This is a genomic window from Amycolatopsis sp. NPDC023774, assembly GCF_040639695.1.
Taxonomy (GTDB): domain Bacteria; phylum Actinomycetota; class Actinomycetes; order Mycobacteriales; family Pseudonocardiaceae; genus Amycolatopsis.
Map to the genome: position 1 here is coordinate 676,736 of NZ_JBFAAJ010000001.1, position 18,594 is coordinate 695,329.

The following is an 18,594-nucleotide window of genomic DNA, read 5'->3' on the forward strand; positions in this document are numbered from 1 at the left end:
CTTGGAGGAACCGCACTATGACCCCCGAAAGCGTTGCCAAGCGGCACGACACCCGGGGCGGCATCGAGTTCGCCGTCGCCGACCTCGAGGCCGCCGAGTTCGGCCGCAAGGAGATCCGCCTCGCCGAGCACGAGATGCCGGGCCTGATGTCGCTGCGCCGTGAGTACGCCGAGGTCTACCCCCTGCGCGGCGCGCGGATCTCCGGGTCGCTGCACATGACGGTGCAGACCGCCGTGCTCATCGAGACGCTGGTGGCGCTGGGTGCCGAGGTCCGCTGGGCCTCGTGCAACATCTTCTCCACGCAGGACCACGCGGCCGCGGCCGTGGTCGTCGGCCCGCACGGCACCACCGAGGAGCCGAAGGGTGTGCCGGTGTTCGCCTGGAAGGGCGAGTCGCTGGAGGAGTACTGGTGGTGCACCGAGAAGATGCTCACCTGGGACGGCGAGGGTCCGAACATGATCCTCGACGACGGCGGTGACGCCACCATGCTCGTGCACAAGGGCACCGAGTACGAGAAGGCCGGCGTCGTTCCGCCCGCCGACGACGAGGACCCCGACGAGTGGAAGGTCTTCCTGGAGCTGCTGCGCGCGTCCGTCGCCGCTGACTCCTCGAAGTGGACCACCATCGGCCAGGGCGTCCGCGGTGTCACCGAGGAGACCACCACCGGCGTGTTGCGGCTCTACCAGCTGGCTGCCGCGGGTGAGCTGTTGTTCCCGGCGATCAACGTGAACGACGCCGTGACGAAGTCGAAGTTCGACAACCGCTACGGCATCCGCCACTCGCTGATCGACGGCATCAACCGCGGCACGGACGTGCTGATCGGCGGCAAGGTCGCCGTGGTCTGCGGTTACGGCGACGTCGGCAAGGGCGCGGCGGAGTCGCTGCGCGGCCAGGGCGCGCGCGTGATCGTGACCGAGATCGACCCGATCTGCGCGCTGCAGGCGGCGATGGACGGCTTCCAGGTCAAGAAGCTCGAGAACGTGCTCGGCGAAGCCGACATCGTGATCACCACCACCGGCAACAAGAACGTGGTGATGGTCGAGCACATGGCGAAGATGAAGCACCAGGCGATCGTCGGCAACATCGGCCACTTCGACAACGAGCTCGACATGGCCGGCCTCGCGCGCTACCCGGGGATCCGCCGCGTCAACATCAAGCCGCAGGTCGACGAGTGGGTGTTCCCCAACGGCAACACGATCATCGTGCTGTCCGAGGGCCGGCTGCTCAACCTCGGCAACGCGACCGGGCACCCGTCGTTCGTGATGTCGAACAGCTTCTCGAACCAGGTCATCGCGCAGATCGAGCTGTTCACCAAGCACGAGGAGTATGACAAGGAGGTGTTCCGCCTCCCCAAGAAGCTCGACGAGAAGGTGGCGCGCATCCACCTCGAGGCGCTGGGCGGCGAGCTGACCAAGCTCACCAAGGAGCAGGCGGAGTACATCGACGTGGACGTGGAAGGCCCGTTCAAGTCGGACCACTACCGCTACTGAGGTTCTCGCAGTGCCGAAGCGGCGCCTGGGGTTTCCGGGCGCCGCTTCTGTGTTCCGGATGTGCTTGCCCTCCACAGTGGACGCCCAGGTCGCTCGGGGCCACCCCGCCGTGCACTCCGGTTCCTCGACCGACGACAAGTCCCCGACGTCCGATGTGCCCGAAGATTCGCTCCGGGTCTGCCTCCTGGGCTCCGGCCTCTCCGCGTCCGGACCCGTTCGGCGCGGTCCCGTGGCTCCTTCGAAGAAGCGCGGTCGCGCACGGCGGCCGGGGGATTGTCGAAGTGAAGGGGATTTGCCTTGTCCGCAGGAGAAGTGGGTCGAAGAGGGGTACTCGCCGGAGGGCTGGCCGCGGTGGCGGCGGGGGCGATGAGCACCCCCGCGTTCGCCGAGGACGCCACGACCACGCCGGTGAACGAACGGCTCAAGGGCTACAGTTATCCGCTCAGCGCCCGCGGGGTGGCCAACCTCGCGCCGACGCCGCCGTGGCACTACGTGGGTGACGTGGTCGGCGTCGAGTTCTGGACCACGCCGGCCGCGGCCGCCGCGTCGCTGCCGACCGGTCTGGACCCGGATCCGGCGAGTTCGGGGCACGGCTACGCGCTGTTCATCGACTGGCAGTTTTTGGCCGGTGACAACGAGTACCTCGACCCGGTGCGCAGCCAGTACAGCGAGTTCCTCGTGCTGCTCGACGCCGTGCACCAGGGTTCGCCCGTGGCGTGGTGCCCGTTCATCTACGTGGACAACGACGAGGCGCTGGCCCGCGGCTGGATCCAGGGCTTCCCGAAGAAGATCGGGGCCGTGCACCAGACCCGCGCGTTCGGCGTGCCGAGCCAGGCCGGCCCGGTGGTCGGCGCCGGCGGCCGGTTCGGTGCCACCCTGTCGTCGAACGGCCGGCAGCTGGCCGAGGCGCGCGTGACACTCGAGAAGACCGCGCCGACCATCCCGGCGCTGGGGCGGCCGATCGTGAACCTGCGCTACTTCCCGCGGCTCACGGCCGGGCAGCAGCAGAACCCCGCCGTGCACGAGCTGACGCAGTCCGTTTTGGACACTCCGCAGGTCGCCGGCACCTGGACCGGCACCGGCGAGCTGTCGTTCTTCCCGGCGCAGGCCGAGGAACTGGCCGACCTGGCGCCGCAGCGCACCGGCGCGGGTTTCCGCGGTTCGTTGTCCTACAGCGTCACGGATCTGATCATCCTCTGACGCGGTCGCGGCCGGGTCGTCCGCCCGGCGCCCGGCCGCTCAGAGCCGCTCGTCCCGCATCACCTCGAGGTTGTGGAACACCGGCGGTCCGTCGCACAGCTTGCCGATCCGCTCGGCGAACTTCGCGGTCTCCGGCAGCTCCGAGTTCCGCATCGCCTCTTCGTACGACGGGAACTCGACGAACTCCATGTACGTCCCGGGGTTGTCGCGGTCGCTCATCACCACCGCGTGGGTGGCCGTGCGACTGCCTTGCGTCGCGGTTTTCCACTCGTCCATGAGCTCGTTCAGCTCGTCCGGGTGTGAGGTCTTGAACTCGATGACTTGCACGAAACTCATTTTCGGCTCCTGGTGAGGCTGCCCCGAAAACTCATCGTGCGCGCGGTACCGGGGACCGTCAACGCAGGTCGGGGGCCCCGTTGTTCACCGGCCGGCTCAGTTCCACTCGACGGCGATGCCGGCCAGCCCGGGTCCCGCGTCGCGGAAGTAGCCGCTCGTCACGCCGCCCGTGTCGAGCGGGAGCTCTTCGGCTTCGACGGGCAGCGCGTCGTCGCGCGCGCGGACCTGGCGGGTGCAGCGCGCGGGCATCGCGGTGGGCGCGAACTGCAGCTGCAGCAGGTAGCTGGCGGCCTGGTCGCGCAGCATGCGGTAGTAGCCGGGGAACAGCGCGCTGGAGTCGTCGCGCACCTCGAAGCAGAAGACGTGGATGTCGCCTTCGCCGAGTTTGCGGTCGAAGAGCAGCTCGGTCGCCATCGTCTCGCCGCCCGGGTGGCGGCGGATCCGCCCGACGCGGCAGCCCTCGGCGGTGATCAGCTCCACGTCGTCGATCTTGCAGCCGGGGTCGCCGTTGTACACGGTCACGTAGCGGTCGGGGCCGTGCCGCCGCGCGCGCGTGACCAAGCGCGTGCGGATGCTGACTTGTCGGCGGCGCTCGTCGACCGTGATGCGGTCGTGGACCGAGAGCAGCTCCAGGTCGGCGTTGGAGTGGTTGGACGAGGGCAGCACTCCCAGATCGGTGAGCAGCTGGTCGACGATCGAGCCCATGTCGCCCGAGCGCAGGTCGTGGAACGACACCGCGGCCTGGTGCCCGCGCGGGCGGGTGGTGCGCGGGCCGATCAGCACCACCAGCGAGTCCGCCGGCAGCTGCAGCACCGACTCCAGAGCGCGCACGGCCGGCAACGCTTTGGGCACTTCGGGCTGGCGCAGCCCCCGCTGCCAGTAGCTGAGCGTCGACTGTCCAATCTGGACGCCGCGGAGCGCCAGGTGGGCGCGCAGGCGGGCCAGCGACAGTCCCCGGTGCGAGATGGCCGTGCGCAGGGCGTGGTGGAACTCGCCGGTGCGCAACGCGTCGGCCAGCTCCGCGGGCAGATCGCCCGACCCACGGCGAACAGGTTCGATGATCAGTGCGCCTTCCCCGTCTCGAGACACCGCTTGTCCCTTCACCAGACCAGTGTGGAGATCACTGCGTGCGCCGGCCGTGAACACCGCGGAACGTTCACGTTAGCAGCGCACGGTAGCCGCTCCGACCCCCGTTCGGGGTGGTTGGCCACGCAAGGGTGCCATTCCGTGTTCCAGAACTGACCCGGAACGCGTTGATCACCGGAAGAGCAGCTTGCTCCGCGTGACCGCACTGTTCACCGTTGTGACGACCGAGGGTCACGTCGTGGGGGTGGGGAGGTCCGTGCCGGTGTCCGCCGAGCAGCCACTTGCCACTACCCGGGCCGCCGTCCACCGTGGCCGGGTCCGGATCGAGAGAGTACGCACCGCGGGCCGGGTCCTGGCACTCGTGGTGCTCGTCGGCATGGCGTTGCTGACGTCGGCACCGGGCGCGAGCGCGGCGCAGCCCTCCGGCGTCGGCAACGCCCACCTCGTCCCGCAGTCGGCCACCGGTGACGCGCAGGCCGTCCGGCTTGTCGCCGACGTCCTGCCGCGCGGCGACACCCCGCCGCCCGAGGACCACGACTCGGGCTGGCTGCCGCTGCTCATCCTCGTGAGCCTGCTGCTCACCGGCGGCGGAGGCTACCTGCTGCACTCGCGGCGCGAGGCCGCCTGAGGCGTACCGGCCGGCCCGGCGGTGCCGTTCCTCCCGCCGGGCCGCCGGTCGACCACCTTCTCGTCCGGCGCGACCGCCACGGCGTCGAGTGCCGCGTGCAGGTACGGGATCAGCTCTTCGGCGTCGGGGCCGGTGAGCACGGTCGAGCCCAGCAGCAGGCGGTTCAGCGGCGTCCCGGCGCAGATGGCGATCAGCAGCGCCGAGCGGCCGGTGGCGTCGGTGCCGGGCAGCGCGTCGGCGAGCCGGGTCTGGTAGTTGCGCTCGATGCTCGCGCGCATGATCGCCGCGGCGCGCGGGTTGGCGACCGAACGGAGGGTGAGCAGCATTCCGTCGGACGCGTGCGGGTCGTCGCCGGTCAGCAGTGCCCGCGCCGCCTCGGCGTTGAGTTCGGGCGTCATCGTTATCGACTTCTCGAACGCGACCTCCACGACCTCGGCGAAGAGCCCTTCCTTCGAGCCGAAGTACTTGCCGAACAGCCCGTGCGTCCACATCGGCGGCGCGGGCGATCTCGCGGGCGCCGGCACCGTCGTAGCCGTGCTCGGGCAACGCCTTGCGGGCGGCTCTCAGGATCGCCGCGCGGGTGGCCGCGGCGTCCCGGCGCTTCGGCGTTGGATGGCTACCGCGCGATGGGCTTCGCCCGCCCCTACGGGCAGGCCGAGGACCACGCCACCGACGACACGGCCGACGCCCTGATCGGCCGGTCGCTGGACCTCGGCGTCACCCTCGTCAACAGCTCCGACGTCTATGGCGGCAGCGAGGAGGCCATCGGCAAGGCGATCGCGCGCCGCCGCGACCAGGTCGTGCTGGCCACCAAGTTCGGCATCGTCCAGGGTCCGTTCGACGGCGCTCCAGCGATCATCAACGGCCGCCCGAAGTACGTGCGCGAACGCATCGAGCGCTCGCTGACCCGGCTCGGCACCGACCACGTCGACCTGTACTACCAGCACCGCGTGGACCCGGACACACCCATCGAGGAGATCCGGCGCGCGCACGCCGTGCACCCGATCACCGCCGTGCAGACCGAGTGGTCGCTGTGGTCGCGCGACCTCGAGGACGAGGTGTTCCCGCTGTGCCGCGAGCTCGGCATCAGTGTCATCCCGTACGGCCCGCTGGGCCGCGGGATGCTGACGGGCAAGCTCACTTCGTTCGACGACCTGCCGGAGAACGACTACCGCCGCAAGATGCCGCGGTTCGCGCGGGAGGTGTTCGAGGCGAACCTCGCCGCCGTGGAGATCGTGCGTGACATCGCCACGGCCCACGACGCCGCGCCCGGCCAGGTTGCGCTCGCGTGGCTGCTCGCGCAGGCGCCGGACGTGGTCCCGATCCCGGGCACGTTGCACGTCGGGCGGCTGACGGAAAACGCCGGTGGCGCTTCGCTGGCGCTCACCGGCGACGAGCTGAAGCGGCTCGACGCGCTCACGGTCGCCGGCGAGCGCGAGGTCTCGCTGGACGACAACTGGTCCTACGGCGTCACCCCGCCACTGGGCCGATAGCACTGTCGTGGGCCGCTCGGGCCTGTCCTAGGGTGAGCCCCGTGGGGCGACTGGTCGTGATCGAAGGTTTGGACGGCGCCGGCAAGCGCACCCTCGCGGACGGGCTCACCGCTGAGCTGCACCGCGGGGGCGCGCGGGTCGGCAGCCTGGCGTTCCCGCGTTACGGCCGCAGCATCCACGCGGACCTCGTGCGCGAGGCCCTGCACCGCGGCCACGGCGACCTCGCCGACTCCGTCTACGGCATGGCCCTGCTCTACGCCCTCGACCGCAGCGGCGCGGCCGACGAGATCCGCGCGCTGCTGGCGGACAACGACGTGGTGCTGCTCGACCGCTACGTCGCCTCCAACGCCGCGTACGCCGCCGCACGCCTGCGGGAGAACGCCGACGGCGACGTCGTGCGCTGGGTGTGGGGACTCGAGGTCGACCGCTTCGCGCTCCCGCGGCCCGACGCGCACCTGCTGCTGCGGGTGTCCCCGCAGGTCGCCGCCGAACGCGCTGTCCGCCGTGCCGCCGCGGACAGCGGCCGGGCGCGGGACGCGTTCGAATCCGACGACGCCCTGCAGCAGCGCTGCGCCGCCGTGTACGACGAGCTGGCCGCGGCCGGCTGGCTCGCGCCGTGGCACGTGCTCGACGGCGTCACCGGTGTCGACTTGCCGACGCTGGCCAAGTCGCTGCTGTCCTGAGCGGTCATCGTTCGTCGAATCGTGCCGGGTCGAAGAGGGCGATGGGGTGCGGCGTGCTGCCGTCGACGACCAGATCGGCCACGATCTCCCCGACCACGGGCACGAACTTGAAGCCGTGCCCCGAAAATCCGCACGCCACGACCACGCGTGGGTGATCGGGATGCCGCGCGATCACGAAGTCCTCGTCGGGCGTGTTCGTGTACAGGCAGGTCGCGGCGCGGCGGAACGTGCCCAGCGCCGGCAGCCGGGAGCCGACGAGGTCGGTGACGGCGCGCACCTCGTGGTCGTGCACGCGGCGGTCGATCGTGTCGGCGGTGCACGGCGTGCCGGCGAGGTGCGAAGCCACCTTCACGCCCTGCGGTGAGTGCGCGGGAAAGCCGTAGAACTGTTCGCCCTGCTCGGTTTCCCACAGGTACACCGGGTGCCGGTCGGCCGCGAACGCCGCGGCGTCCGCCGGTTCGAACCAGTACTGCACCTGCCGCTGCACCTCGAAGTCCACGCCGAGGTTGGCCAGCAGCGACGGCGCCCACGCGCCCGGGCACAGCACCAGCCGCGAAGCCGTGTAGTAGGTCGACGTCGTCCCCACGCGCACACCCGACTCCGACGTGCTCCACGTGAACACCTGCTCCTCGTGGTGCAGCTCGGCGCCGTGGCGCGCGGCGAGCTGCAGGTGCGCGGCGACACTGCCCTCCGGCGACACGAACCCGGCGCCCGGTTCGTACAGCGCCACCTCGTCGTCGCGCGGGGCCATCGTGGGAAAGCGCCGGCGGATCTGCGCCGCGTCGAGCAGCTCGTGCGGGATGTCGAACTTTTCGGCCGAGAGCACGCTGCCGGTGATCGTGCGCGAGTCCGGCGGCCCGGCCATCAGCCCGCCGCAGCGCGTGACCAGGTGCCGTCCGGTGTCGCGTTCGACCTCGTCCCACAGCTCGTGCGCCCGCAGCAGCAACGGTACGTAGTCCGGGCCTTCGAGGTAGGCCTGACGCGTGATGCGCGATCCGCCGTGGCTCGAGCCGAGGTTGTGCACGGGCGCGAACTGGTCGATGCCGAGCACGCGTTGTCCGCGCTGCGCGAGCCGGTACGCCGCGGCGCTGCCCATGCCGCCGAGGCCGATCACGATCACGTCGTAGTGCGTCAAGCGGTTCTCCTCGTCTTGCGCGGCTCCGGGGGTTCCACGACCGCCGGTACCCGCCGGCCGAAGTACTCGATCTCCACCGGTGTACCAGGTTTCGCGCACTCGACGGGAAGCCAGGCGAACGCCAGGTTCTTGCCGACGGTGTGGCCGCGCGCCGCGCTCGTGACGTAGCCCGCCGGATGGCCCTCGAAGTACACGGGTTCCTTGCCCAGCACCAGCTCGTCGGTGACCAGGGACGTCAGCTCGCGTCCGACGGTGGCGGCCGACCGGCCGAGCAACGCGTCGCGGCCGAGGAAGTAGCCCTTGTCCATCCGCACGGCGAACCCGAGCCCGGCCTCGTACGGATCGTGCTCGGCGGTGAAGTCGGTGCCCCACGTGCGGCCGCCGTTCTCCCGTCGCAGGCTCGTGAACGCCTCGTGCCCGGCGGCGGCGATCCCGTGCGGCTGCCCGGCTTCCCACAGCGTGTCCCACAGCAGACGGCCGAGGTCCGCGCTGGTGTGCAGCTCCCAGCCGGGGGCGCCGGACCGACGCAGCACGAGCACCGGCACGGTGCCGATGAACGCGGTCACGGCGCCGTCCGTCGGCAAGTCCGTTGTGGACAGGGGGGCCAGCACCCGCGCGGCGAGGGGACCCCACACGCCGAGACAGCACGTGCCCGCGGTGGTTTCGTGGATCTGCACCGTGCCGTCGCCGGGCAGGTGGCGGCGCAGCCAGTCGACGTCGAGCGGTCCGTTGGCGCCGACTTGGAACCGGTCGGCGCCCAGGCGCGCCACCGTGAGATCGCTGCGGACACCCCCGTCTTCGCCGAGCAGCAACGTGTACGTGACCGCACCCGGCGCGTGGCCGAGCTCGTTGGTGGTCATCGTCCGGAGGAACGGCAGCGCGCCCGGCCCGGTGACCTCCAGCCGGGTCGCCGGGGTCAGGTCGAACACCGCCACCCGCTCGCGCGCGACGATCGCTTCGGCGCCCGCCGTCCGCGCTTCGGACGACGCCGGTACGCGGGATGTCTCGGGCAGGGTTTCGTTGGCGGAGAACCAAACCGGTCGCTCCCACCCGCCGGTTTCCGCGAAGCGCGCACCCAAGGCGACGTGCCGCTCGTAGAACGGCGAGGTGCGCAACGGCGGGCGTGGCTCGTCGTGCCGGGTGCCGGCGAACGTCCGGATCGCGCGTGCCCGCACGTGGTCCGGCGCGAGCTGCACTCGCTCGAACCGGGCCAGGTCGCTCGCGTGCAGGTCGAGGCGGGGCTGCCCGTCGACGAGCCACCGCGCCACCTCCCGCGCGACGCCGGCGGTGTGCTGGAAGGCCACGGCCTCGGCGACCCAGAAACCGTCGAGATCCGGGTGCTCGCCGAGCAGCGGCTTGCCATCCGGGGTGGCCGCGACCAGGGTGGTCAAGCCCTCCTCGACTTTCGCGTGGGCCAGCGCGGGCAGCAGGCGCACGGCCTCGGCCCAGAGTGGCTCGAAGTCTGTTGGGGCGAACGATTCGGCCGGGCGGGGCGCGGCGCTGCCGAGGCCGAGCCGGCCGACGTGCTCGCGCACGGACAGCCCGCCGTGGCGCAGGATCGGCTTGCCTGCCTCGGTGAAGTCATCGTTGTCACCGGCGAGCGCGGGTAGCGGAATGGTGCGCGCGTAGTGCTGCGTCAAGGGCACCAGCGGCACGGCCAGGTCCACGAGCCGCCCGATCGCCGGCGCGTCCACCCCCACGCAAGAGACCACGACGTCGGCGCGGAACCGGTCGGTCTCGGTGCGCACGTCCCTCACGCGCCCGCCGCCGCGTTCGATCGCCACGACCCGTTGTCCCGCCAGGAACCGCGCGCCGCGGTCGATCGCGCGCCGGGCCTGGGCCTCGGCGGCGCGCAGCGGTTTCGCGACGCCGTCACCCGGGGTGTGGAGGCCACCGAGGATCTGCGCCGGGTCCAGCAGCGGGTGCAGTTCGGCGCATTCCCGCGGCGAGCGCAGGTACGCGCGCACCCCCCACGACGTCGCCCAGCCGTGGCGCCGTCGGAGCTCCGCCAGCTGCGGAGGCGTGGTCGCGAGCTCCAGACCGCCGACGGGCTGGAAGCACCACCGGCCCTCGAGCGTCAGCGAGCCGTACTTGGCCACGGTGTACTTCGCGAACTCCGTCATGGTGCGGTCCGCGTCGGTATGGCGTACGAGGCCCGGTCCGTCACCGGTGAAGAGCGGCCCCTTCTCCAACACCGTCACGTCGGTCCAGCCGCGGTCGGTCAGCTCGTCGGCCAGCGCGCAGCCGACGAGCCCGGCGCCGATGACGACCACTCGCGGTCGGGCTGCCATCGCGGTACCTCCTGGCCGATGTTCACCGGGCGCGCCGAACGACCCGGCGGGCACGGGCCAGGTTGCGGATGGGGGTGTGTGTTCCGTCTTCTGCAACAAAGTGCGGGATCGCGGGGGCACGTGTCAAGACCGCGCGCGGAAGCGGTTTTTCGCTTGCGCCCGGGCAGGTGAAGCCCGTAACGCGGACGCCGGCAGAGGCGATCCGACGCCGGGGAAGTGTCAGCTGGCGTAGTAGCCCAGCTGTGCCGAAAGTTCTTTCGCCGCATCGGTCATCGGCCGCACGATCTGCTTGATCCGCTGCTTCGACAGCCGGTACGACGGCCCCGAAGCACTCATCGCAGCCACGACCTCACCGCCCGGGCCGTGGATCGGCACCGCGACCGCGTGCATGCCGAGCTCCAGCTCCTCGAAGCAGGCCGCGTAGCCGTCCTCGGCCACACGCTCGACCTCCGACTCGAGCTCCTCGGGGTCCACGGTCGTGCGCGGCGTGTACTGCTCGAGACCGTGGCCGAGCACGCGCTTGCGGTCGGCCTCGGTCATCGCGGCCAGCAGCACCTTGCCGCTGGAGGTCGCGTGCAGCGGCGTGCGCTGCCCGGTCCAGTTCTGCGTGGTGATGGCGGCCGCGCCGCGGGCCTGGCTGATGTTGATGGCCACGCCGTCGTCGGCGATCGCGATGTTCACGGTCTCGCCCAGTTGCTCGGCCAGGGCCTGGCAGGTCTGCCGGCCGAGCTTCGCGAGGTCCATGCGGCCGGTGGCCGCGCCGGCGAGACGGACGATGCCGAAGCCGATCGCGTACTTGCCGCGCTCGCCCAGCTGCTCGACAAGCCCGTGCTGTTCCAGGACGCTCAGCAGCCGGGACGCCGTCGACTTGTGCACCCCGAGCTGCCCGGCGATCTCCGTGATCCCCGACTCCCCGTTGCGCGCGAGCAGTTCCAGCACGTGAATCGCGCGGTCGACCGACTGAACTTGACTTCCCGTTGCGTTGTCCGAGTCGTGGTTCCGCATAGCGCAACACTAACGGCTGGGCGGCGATCTGTTCGGCTGAGCGGGCGAATCCCTTGACGACGAGGGTGAGCGAGCCGCACCGTTGCGAACAGTGCACATCAACGCGTCATGCGCAACATTCACGAACCTTGCCCGGTTCCCGTGACCCGTTTCCCGGAGGCTTCCCGATGATCCGTGCCTGCGCCGTCGCCGACCTGCCCGAGGGCGAGTCCCTCCGCATCGACGGCCCGACCCCGATCGCCGTCTTCCACGCCGCCACCGGCTTCTACGCCATTGACGACACCTGCACCCACCAGGACGCCTCGCTCGCCGACGGCTGGCTCGAAGGCTGCTTCGTGGAGTGCCCGCTGCACGCGGCCCAGTTCGACCTGCGCACCGGCGCGCCGACGTGCCTGCCCGCGAAGAATCCCGTCCGCGCCTACGCCGTGGTGGTCACCGACGGTGTGGTGTTCGTCGACGCGCCGGTGCCGGCCGTCGTCGGCGAGGGCAGCGGCCAGCTCACTGCGTAGCTCGTCCCACCCGAGGCCCGTGGGGGTTCCCGAGCGCGTGCCCGGGAACCTTCACGGGCCGTCCAACGCCTGCTCGCGCGCGCCCGGATGGAGCAACCCGGGCTCGCGATCTTGATCTTTCTGGTGGTCAAACGCGCGGGTCGTGCTCGACGGCGGCGCAAGTAGTGCGAACATGTGCTCATGAAGGCACGTGTCTTGGTGGTCGACGACGACCCCGCGCTGGCGGAGATGCTCACCATCGTGCTCCGCGGTGAGGGGTTCGACACCGCGGTGGTCGCGGACGGTTCGCGCGCGCTGCCCGCGCTGCGCGAGCTCAAACCGGACCTGGTTCTGCTGGATCTGATGCTGCCCGGCATGAACGGCATCGACGTCTGCAAGGCGATCCGCGCCGAGTCCGGCGTGCCGATCGTGATGCTGACCGCCAAGAGCGACACCGTCGACATAGTGCTAGGCCTGGAGTCCGGTGCCGACGACTACGTGGTCAAGCCGTTCAAGCCGAAGGAGCTCGTCGCGCGCGTGCGCGCCCGCCTGCGCCGCACCGAGGCCGAGCCCGCCGAGTCGCTGACCATCGGCGACCTGGCGATCGACGTGCCGGGCCACGAGGTCACGCGCGAGGGCAAGGCCATCCCGCTCACGCCGCTGGAGTTCGACCTGCTCGTGGCGCTGGCCCGCAAGCCGCGCCAGGTCTTCACCCGTGAAGTACTGCTGGAACAGGTGTGGGGCTACCGCCACGCGGCCGACACGCGGCTGGTCAACGTGCACGTCCAGCGTCTGCGGTCGAAGGTCGAGAAGGACCCGGAGCACCCCGAGGTGGTGTTGACGGTGCGCGGCGTCGGTTACAAGGCCGGCCCGCCGTGATGAACCGATGACGGCTTCCGCGGCAGCCGGCCCACCCGCCGGGACGAAGAGTCACCCGAAGGTGGGACGGCCGACCGCTTTCGCCCGAGCCACGGTGCGCCTCGTGCGGCGCCTCGTGGTCTTGGCACGCCGCCGGGTGGTGGCGTTCAACGACCTGTGGCGCCACTCGCTGCAGTTCCGCGTGACGATCTCGACGCTCGCGCTGTCTGCCGCCGTCGTCTTCGTGCTGGGCATGGTGCTGCAGAACCAGATCACCGAGCGCCTGCTCGACACGAAGCGCAAGGCCGCCGTGGAGCAGACGCAGGCGCTGGCCGACACGGCGGCGCGCGAGCTGGTGGGCGTCGGCGGCGAGTCGCCCGACGCGCTGCACACGCGGCTCGAGAACGCGTTGAAAAAGATCTCCACGACTTCGGCGTCGCCCACGGGGTCCACGGCGGGCACGTTCGAGCCGGTGCTGGCGAGCGTCGGGCGCGACCAGTCCGACGCCGACCCGGTGTTCGTGGGGCCGTTCACGTCCGTTCCGGTGCGGCTGCGCCAGTTCGTGGAAGGCGGCAACCTCGCGCGGGTCGAGCACACCGTCTCCGAGAACAACGCGAACACCACGTACCTCATCGTGGGCACGCCGCTGAGCTCGGTGGCGAGCCCGCTGCAGCTGTACTTGCTGTTCCCGCTGACCAGCGAGCAGAACACCGTGTCGACCGTGCAGAACACGCTGCTCGTGGGCGGGCTCGTGCTGCTGCTGTTGCTGGCCGGCATCACGAACCTGGTGGTCCGGCAGGTGGTGCGGCCCGTCCGGCAGGCCGCCGCGGCGGCCGAGCAGTTCGCGGGCGGGGATCTCGAGCAACGCCTCGCTGTGGTCGGGGAAGACGATCTGGCGAAGCTCGCCGTGTCGTACAACGGCATGGCCGCGAGCATCCAGCGCCAGATCCGCCAGCTCGAGGAGTTCGGTGGGCTGCAGCGCCGGTTCACCTCCGACGTCTCCCACGAGCTGCGCACTCCGCTGACCACGGTCCGCATGGCCGCAGACGTGCTGCACGCCTCGCGCGAGCAGTTCCCCGCCGGGCTCGCGCGGTCCACGGAGCTGCTGGTCGACGAGCTCGACCGCTTCGAGGCGCTGCTCGGCGACCTGCTGGAGATCAGCCGGCTCGACGCCGGCGTCGAAGAGCTGTCGGCCGAGTACATCGACGTGCGGCCCATCGCCACGCGCGCGGTGGAGCAGGTGCGCGTGATCGCGGGGACCGCGGGCAGCTCCGTCGAGCTGATCCTGCCCGAGGAAGACGCCTCCGCCGAGGTCGACGCCCGGCGTGTGGAGCGGATCCTGCGCAACCTGCTGGGCAACGCCGTCGACCACAGCGAGGGCAAACCCGTGCAGCTCACGGTCGCGGTGAACGAGACGGCGGTGGCCATCACCGTGCGGGACCACGGCGTCGGCCTGCGCGCGGGCGAGGCCGACCTGGTGTTCAACCGGTTCTGGCGTGCCGACCCGTCGCGCAACCGGCGCACCGGCGGCACCGGCCTCGGCCTGGCGATCAGCCAGGAGGACGCGCGGCTGCACGGCGGCGTCCTCGACGCATGGGGCGAGCTGGGACAGGGCGCTTGCTTCCGGCTCGTGCTGCCCCGCCACCAGAACGTGCCGATCGAGGAGAACCCGCTGCGCCTGCCGCCACCCGACGCCACACCGGAGATCACGCTGTCGCCGTCGTCGGTGCTCGAGGTGCAGCCGGCGCCCGACGCGATCCTCGCCGACCGCGAGGAGGTCGGCCGGTGAAGCGAGTGCTGCTCGCGCTGGCTTGTGTGCTGCTGCTCGCCGGCTGCGCCAACGTGCCGCTGGAGTCGCAGCCGCTGGTCGTGTCCGTGGACTCGACGCCGCCGCTCGCGAACGACGCGCCGGAACCGAAGGCCGACCTCGACCCGCTCTCGCTGGTACGGGAGTTCGTCAGGAACAACGGCGACCCGCGCTCCAACAACGCGGCCGCGCGCGCGTACCTCGACGACCAGCAGCGCAGCGCGTGGAAACCCAGCCGCGCGATCACGATCATCGACAACACGTTCAGCACCGTCTACGACACGCCGCCCCCGTCGCCGTCCACGTCGACGCCGCCGGACCCGAACGTGCGCAACGTGGGGGTGCGCGGGTTCACCCTCGGCACGTTGAGCGCCGACAGCGCGTTCATCCCCGGCTCCGGTCCGGCCGAGCTGACGATCCAGGTGCGCAAGCAGTCCAATGGACAATGGCGGATCTCCAGCGCCCCCGCCACGCTGCTGGTGACCGACGACGACTTCGAGGCGAACTACATCCGCGTCGCCGTGAGCTTCTACTCGCCCGACTCGGGCGCCTTCGTGCCCGACCTGCGCTACGTGCCCGCGAAACCGCAGTCGGGCCTGCCCGGGCGGGTGATGGACCTGATCCTGCAGGGGCCGTCGGCCGGGCTGGCCGGAGCCGTGAAGAACCTGCTGGGCGACCAGGTCACGCTCGACACCAACGTGAAGAACATCGACGACGGCTCGTTGCTCGTGCAGCTCTCGGGGCTCACGGGGGCGAGTCCGGAGACGAGAACGCTGATCGCGGCGCAGATCATGCTGTCGATGCAGGCCGTGACGTCCACTCGCGTCCGGCTGCTCGCCGACGGCCAGCCGCTCGTGCGCGGCCACGAGTACTGGCGCAGCAGCGACGTGCCCTCCTACAGCGCGGCCTCGTCGCCGAGTGCCGACCTGCTGGGCCTGATGACGGTGGACGGGCGCATCCGCTCGCTCGGCGACGGCGCGCCGGTGGCGGGGCCGGCCGGCAACGGCGGGTACGCCGTGGTCAGCGCCGCGCAGTCGATCGACGGCAAGCGGCTCGCGGTGGTGGAGCGCAGTGGTGGCCGCGTGCAGCTGCGCGTCGGCGACCTGGGCCGCGACCTGCCGTTGGTGGACCTCTCCGGTGGCTCGCTGAGCCGTCCGACGTGGCGGCCCGCGTCGAGCGGGGCCGGTCCGTCGGGCGAGGTGTGGACGGTGGTGGACCACTCGATCGTCGCCCGCATGGTCCTCGACCCGAACGGCCACTGGCTGCGCCAGAGCGTGAACGCCAACGACCTGCTCGCGCTCGGCACCGACATCGACGCCCTGCGCCTGTCGCGCGACGGCGCCCGCGTGGCGGCGATCGTCAACGGCCAACTCGTCGTGGCGGCGGTCGTGCGCAACGGTGACACGGTGACGCTGCGGGAGCCGCGCGTACTCCAGCCGGGGGAACTGTCGGACGTGGTGGACCTCGACTGGGGTTCGACCGCGGACACGCTGGTCGTCGCGACGTCGTCCACTTCCCAGCCCGTGCAGCGAGTTTCGGTGGACGGGCGCCGGATGGACGCGTTCAACAGCTCCAACCTCACGGCGCCGGTCACGGCGGTCACGGCGGCGCCCAGCCGGCCCATCGTGGTGGCCGACCCGGGCGGGCTGTGGAACGCCACCGAACTCGGTGAGGTCTGGCGGCCCCAGGCCCACACGATGCTGAACGCGACGCCGTTCTACCCCGGCTGACGAGGGTTTTCCGATCGTTTTCGGCGGGTGCGCCTTGAGGGACGCCGAAACTGTCGGTGCCCGGGTGCACACTGCGAGTCATGGTTCTCGATCTGCTCGTCCCCGCCCGTTGCGCCGGCTGTGGCGCCCGGGGTGTCCCGTGCTGTGCGGAGTGTTCGCGGGTGTGGGGGTCACTCACGGAGGTGGTCCGCGCGCCGCTGGCCGGGCTGGCGCCCGCGTACGCGCTGGCCCGTTACCAGGGCGTCGCCAAGCGCGTCCTGATCGCCTACAAGGAGCGTGGCCGCCGCGATGTCGCGCCGGCACTCGGCAGGGTGCTCGCGTCGGCGCTGGCCGCCTTGCCCCGCGCCGGTGCGCCCCGCGCCGGCCCGCGCCGCGAGGGACACTCACTCGGTGGACCTCCGTTCGATGAGCCGACCTTCGTCGGGTCTTCGCGAACCGGTCCCGGTCTCGAAAAGCCCGTGGTTGCCAGGGATTCCACCGCCGACGCCGATTTCGTGCCCGTGGGGCCGTGGTGCCTCGTCCCGGCGCCGAGCCGTCGCTCGGCTTCACGCCTTCGTGGTGGCCCGCACGTGCAGCGTCTCGCCGAGGCCGCTGCGCGCTGTCTTGCCCAGGCGGGCACCGAGGCCGTCGTCGCCCCCGCTCTCGCGCTGAAGGGCGCCCGCGACGCCGTGGGGCTCAGCCGGGCGGAGCGCGTTGCCAACCTGGCCGGGCGGTTGCGGTTCGTGCCCGCGGGCCGCCCACCGCCGGGCAGCCGGGTCGTGGTGCTCGACGACGTGGTCACCACGGGTGCCACGGCGGCCGCGTGCGTGCGGGCACTGGCCGACGCCGGGGTCTCCGTGTCGGCTGTGGTCGCGTTGCTCGCTGCAGGGTGAGCAGACGTCACCTACACGAGTGGTGTCAACAGGGAACGCGGCACGACGGCCACCCGTTGTCGGGACATGAGGGTCTGGCTCGGAATCACGCGGGCGGCCGAACACTCCACCGGGGTGGCGGCTGTGGCGCGGCGGGCCGTGACTCTCGGCTTCCGGGCTCCCGCACCGTTGCGCCGTACGCGTGAAAATGCATCGCTCGCGTCCGGCCGTCAGGGGCGGGATTTCGGGCTGCGCACGGGGGTTTCGCTGCGCGCCGTAATGGGTTCCCGACTCGTGACATCCCCCGGCCCGGGGGCTGTTGCGAGAGGCGTGAGGAAGCTAACGTGCTCCGCTATCAGCAATCCCCGCAGGCAGGGAGGTGCGCAGCCCATGTCCCTGGCGTCGGAGGCGCGCTGAGTCCGCGCTCGAGCATCCGCCACGAGACGTCGTGACCGGCCATCGAGTTCTTCTCAGCCCGCCAGATCCGGGCTCCGTCCCCGCACTACCGGCGCCGTGTGAACACACAACAGCTCGCAGTCATCTCAGCGAGGGAGGTCGTGTATGGACATCGTCGTAAAGGGCCGCAACGTGGAGGTGCCCGACCACTACCGGGCACTCGTCAGCGAAAAGCTGGCCCGTCTTGAGCGCTACGACAAGAAGGTCATCCGGTACGACGTGGAGTTGTTCCACGAGCCGAACCGCCGGCAGGCGAAGAGCTGCCAGCGCGTCGAGATCACCGGAAAGGGCCGCGGTCCGGCCGTGCGCGCCGAAGCGTGCGCCGCGGACTTCTACGCAGCGCTCGACTCCGCCGTCACGAAGCTGGAGAACCGGCTGAGGCGGACACACGACCGGAGGCGCGTGCACTACGGGCGCAGCCGCCCGGAGTCGGTCGCCGAGGCGACCTCGATGGCGATGGCCGGCGGATCGCCGGACGCCGTCGCCCGTCCCACCGCGAGCACGGCGGTGCTGGAGGCACCCGCCGCGGACACGGCTGAACCGATCACGGATGGGTTCGCGGCCGCCAGCTCCGGTGAGATCACCCTGCCCCAGCAGAAACGCTGGGAAGACGACGATCTGGGCTACCAGCCCGGCCGCGTCGTCCGCGAGAAGAAGCACAACGCGGACCCCATGTCGGTGGACCAGGCTCTCTACGAGATGGAGCTGGTCGGTCACGACTTCTACCTGTTCAACGACTCCGAGTCCGGGCGGCCGAGCGTCGTGTACCGGCGGAAGGGTTTCGACTACGGCGTGATCCGGCTCGGCTGAGACCGTCGAACCGGCGCGGCCGGGGGGAGCCGGCCGGCGCCACGGGTGGCCCGCCCGCGAGCGCGTGCGGGCCACCCGCGTGCCGGGAGTAGGGTGCGAAGGGGCCTCTCGTGACCTTCTGCGAGCACGTGCGTGCGCGGACCACTGTGTGTTCCCTACGATGTGGTGAGACGGCGGCGCCGCACTACGAGTGCGCGCCGTGCCCACAAGCCCGGGACCGGCTCGGGTGCGATCATGATCAGCTAGT

General features: G+C 71.1%; 17 protein-coding genes. 11 read left to right on the forward strand and 6 right to left on the reverse strand.

The annotated features are described in order from the left end of the window. Positions 1-17: 17 nt before the first annotated feature. Entirely contained in the window at positions 18-1,490 is a 1,473-nt protein-coding gene (ahcY, locus tag AB0F91_RS03400) for an adenosylhomocysteinase (RefSeq protein ID WP_360594342.1), read from the forward strand. Positions 1,491-1,856: 366 nt separating this feature from the next. Then, on the forward strand, positions 1,857-2,690 hold the full coding sequence (locus AB0F91_RS03405) for an acetoacetate decarboxylase family protein (RefSeq protein WP_360594344.1): 834 nt from the start codon (positions 1,857-1,859) through the stop codon (positions 2,688-2,690). Between the two features lie 39 nt (positions 2,691-2,729). Here the strand turns inward: AB0F91_RS03405 and AB0F91_RS03410 are convergent, their stop codons facing one another. Continuing rightward, complete coding sequence (locus tag AB0F91_RS03410; RefSeq protein WP_220244044.1) at positions 2,730-3,026, reverse strand: hypothetical protein; 297 nt, start codon at positions 3,024-3,026, stop codon at positions 2,730-2,732. 96 nt (positions 3,027-3,122) lie between these two features. Further along, complete coding sequence (locus AB0F91_RS03415; protein ID WP_360594346.1) at positions 3,123-4,115, reverse strand: hypothetical protein; 993 nt, start codon at positions 4,113-4,115, stop codon at positions 3,123-3,125. Positions 4,116-4,308: 193 nt separating this feature from the next. Here AB0F91_RS03415 and AB0F91_RS03420 point away from each other — a divergent pair, with 193 nt between their 5' ends. Beyond that, a complete protein-coding gene (locus AB0F91_RS03420; RefSeq protein WP_360594348.1) occupies positions 4,309-4,740 on the forward strand; it encodes a hypothetical protein in 432 nt (143 codons plus the stop codon). On the opposite strand, the gene AB0F91_RS03425 is transcribed toward AB0F91_RS03420, so the two are convergent. After that, the gene (locus AB0F91_RS03425; RefSeq protein ID WP_360595135.1) at positions 4,707-5,231 is read right to left on the reverse strand and encodes a TetR/AcrR family transcriptional regulator; all 525 of its coding nucleotides are present in this window, start codon (positions 5,229-5,231) and stop codon (positions 4,707-4,709) included. The genes AB0F91_RS03420 and AB0F91_RS03425 overlap by 34 nt on opposite strands. A gap of 117 nt (positions 5,232-5,348) precedes the next feature. Between AB0F91_RS03425 and AB0F91_RS03430 the strand changes: the two genes are divergently transcribed. Further along, positions 5,349-6,233 (forward strand): aldo/keto reductase, encoded by an 885-nt coding sequence (locus tag AB0F91_RS03430; protein WP_360594350.1) that lies wholly within the window; start codon positions 5,349-5,351, stop codon positions 6,231-6,233. 32 nt (positions 6,234-6,265) lie between these two features. Then, a complete protein-coding gene (locus tag AB0F91_RS03435; protein WP_360594352.1) occupies positions 6,266-6,916 on the forward strand; it encodes a dTMP kinase in 651 nt (216 codons plus the stop codon). Between the two features lie 4 nt (positions 6,917-6,920). On the opposite strand, the gene solA is transcribed toward AB0F91_RS03435, so the two are convergent. The 3 genes from solA to AB0F91_RS03450 all read right to left on the reverse strand — a co-directional run bounded on the left by solA (position 6,921) and on the right by AB0F91_RS03450 (position 11,347). Continuing rightward, on the reverse strand, positions 6,921-8,051 hold the full coding sequence (gene solA / locus AB0F91_RS03440) for an N-methyl-L-tryptophan oxidase (protein ID WP_360594354.1): 1,131 nt from the start codon (positions 8,049-8,051) through the stop codon (positions 6,921-6,923). Further along, positions 8,048-10,342, reverse strand: coding sequence for an FAD-dependent oxidoreductase (locus tag AB0F91_RS03445; RefSeq protein WP_360594356.1), 2,295 nt, complete (start codon positions 10,340-10,342; stop codon positions 8,048-8,050). The genes solA and AB0F91_RS03445 overlap by 4 nt, the downstream gene beginning before the upstream one ends. Positions 10,343-10,561: 219 nt before the next feature. Next, on the reverse strand, positions 10,562-11,347 hold the full coding sequence (locus AB0F91_RS03450; RefSeq protein WP_360594358.1) for an IclR family transcriptional regulator: 786 nt from the start codon (positions 11,345-11,347) through the stop codon (positions 10,562-10,564). A 167-nt stretch (positions 11,348-11,514) separates the two neighbouring features. On the opposite strand from AB0F91_RS03450, the gene AB0F91_RS03455 reads away from it, so the two are divergent. From AB0F91_RS03455 to raiA, 6 genes are all read left to right on the forward strand, one after another. Then, a complete protein-coding gene (locus AB0F91_RS03455; protein ID WP_360594360.1) occupies positions 11,515-11,856 on the forward strand; it encodes a bifunctional 3-phenylpropionate/cinnamic acid dioxygenase ferredoxin subunit in 342 nt (113 codons plus the stop codon). A gap of 180 nt (positions 11,857-12,036) precedes the next feature. After that, positions 12,037-12,714 carry an MtrAB system response regulator MtrA gene (mtrA, locus tag AB0F91_RS03460; RefSeq protein WP_139099890.1) on the forward strand — a complete coding sequence of 226 codons (678 nt, stop codon included), beginning with the start codon at positions 12,037-12,039 and terminating at the stop codon, positions 12,712-12,714. Between the two features lie 94 nt (positions 12,715-12,808). Continuing rightward, positions 12,809-14,482, forward strand: coding sequence for an MtrAB system histidine kinase MtrB (gene mtrB, locus AB0F91_RS03465; RefSeq protein WP_360595137.1), 1,674 nt, complete (start codon positions 12,809-12,811; stop codon positions 14,480-14,482). Next, positions 14,479-16,230, forward strand: coding sequence for an LpqB family beta-propeller domain-containing protein (locus AB0F91_RS03470; protein WP_360594361.1), 1,752 nt, complete (start codon positions 14,479-14,481; stop codon positions 16,228-16,230). The genes mtrB and AB0F91_RS03470 overlap by 4 nt, the downstream gene beginning before the upstream one ends. Positions 16,231-16,391: 161 nt before the next feature. Then, positions 16,392-17,102, forward strand: coding sequence for a ComF family protein (locus AB0F91_RS03475; protein ID WP_360594363.1), 711 nt, complete (start codon positions 16,392-16,394; stop codon positions 17,100-17,102). A gap of 540 nt (positions 17,103-17,642) precedes the next feature. Beyond that, entirely contained in the window at positions 17,643-18,347 is a 705-nt protein-coding gene (raiA, locus tag AB0F91_RS03480) for a ribosome-associated translation inhibitor RaiA (protein ID WP_360594364.1), read from the forward strand. Positions 18,348-18,594 lie beyond the last annotated feature (247 nt).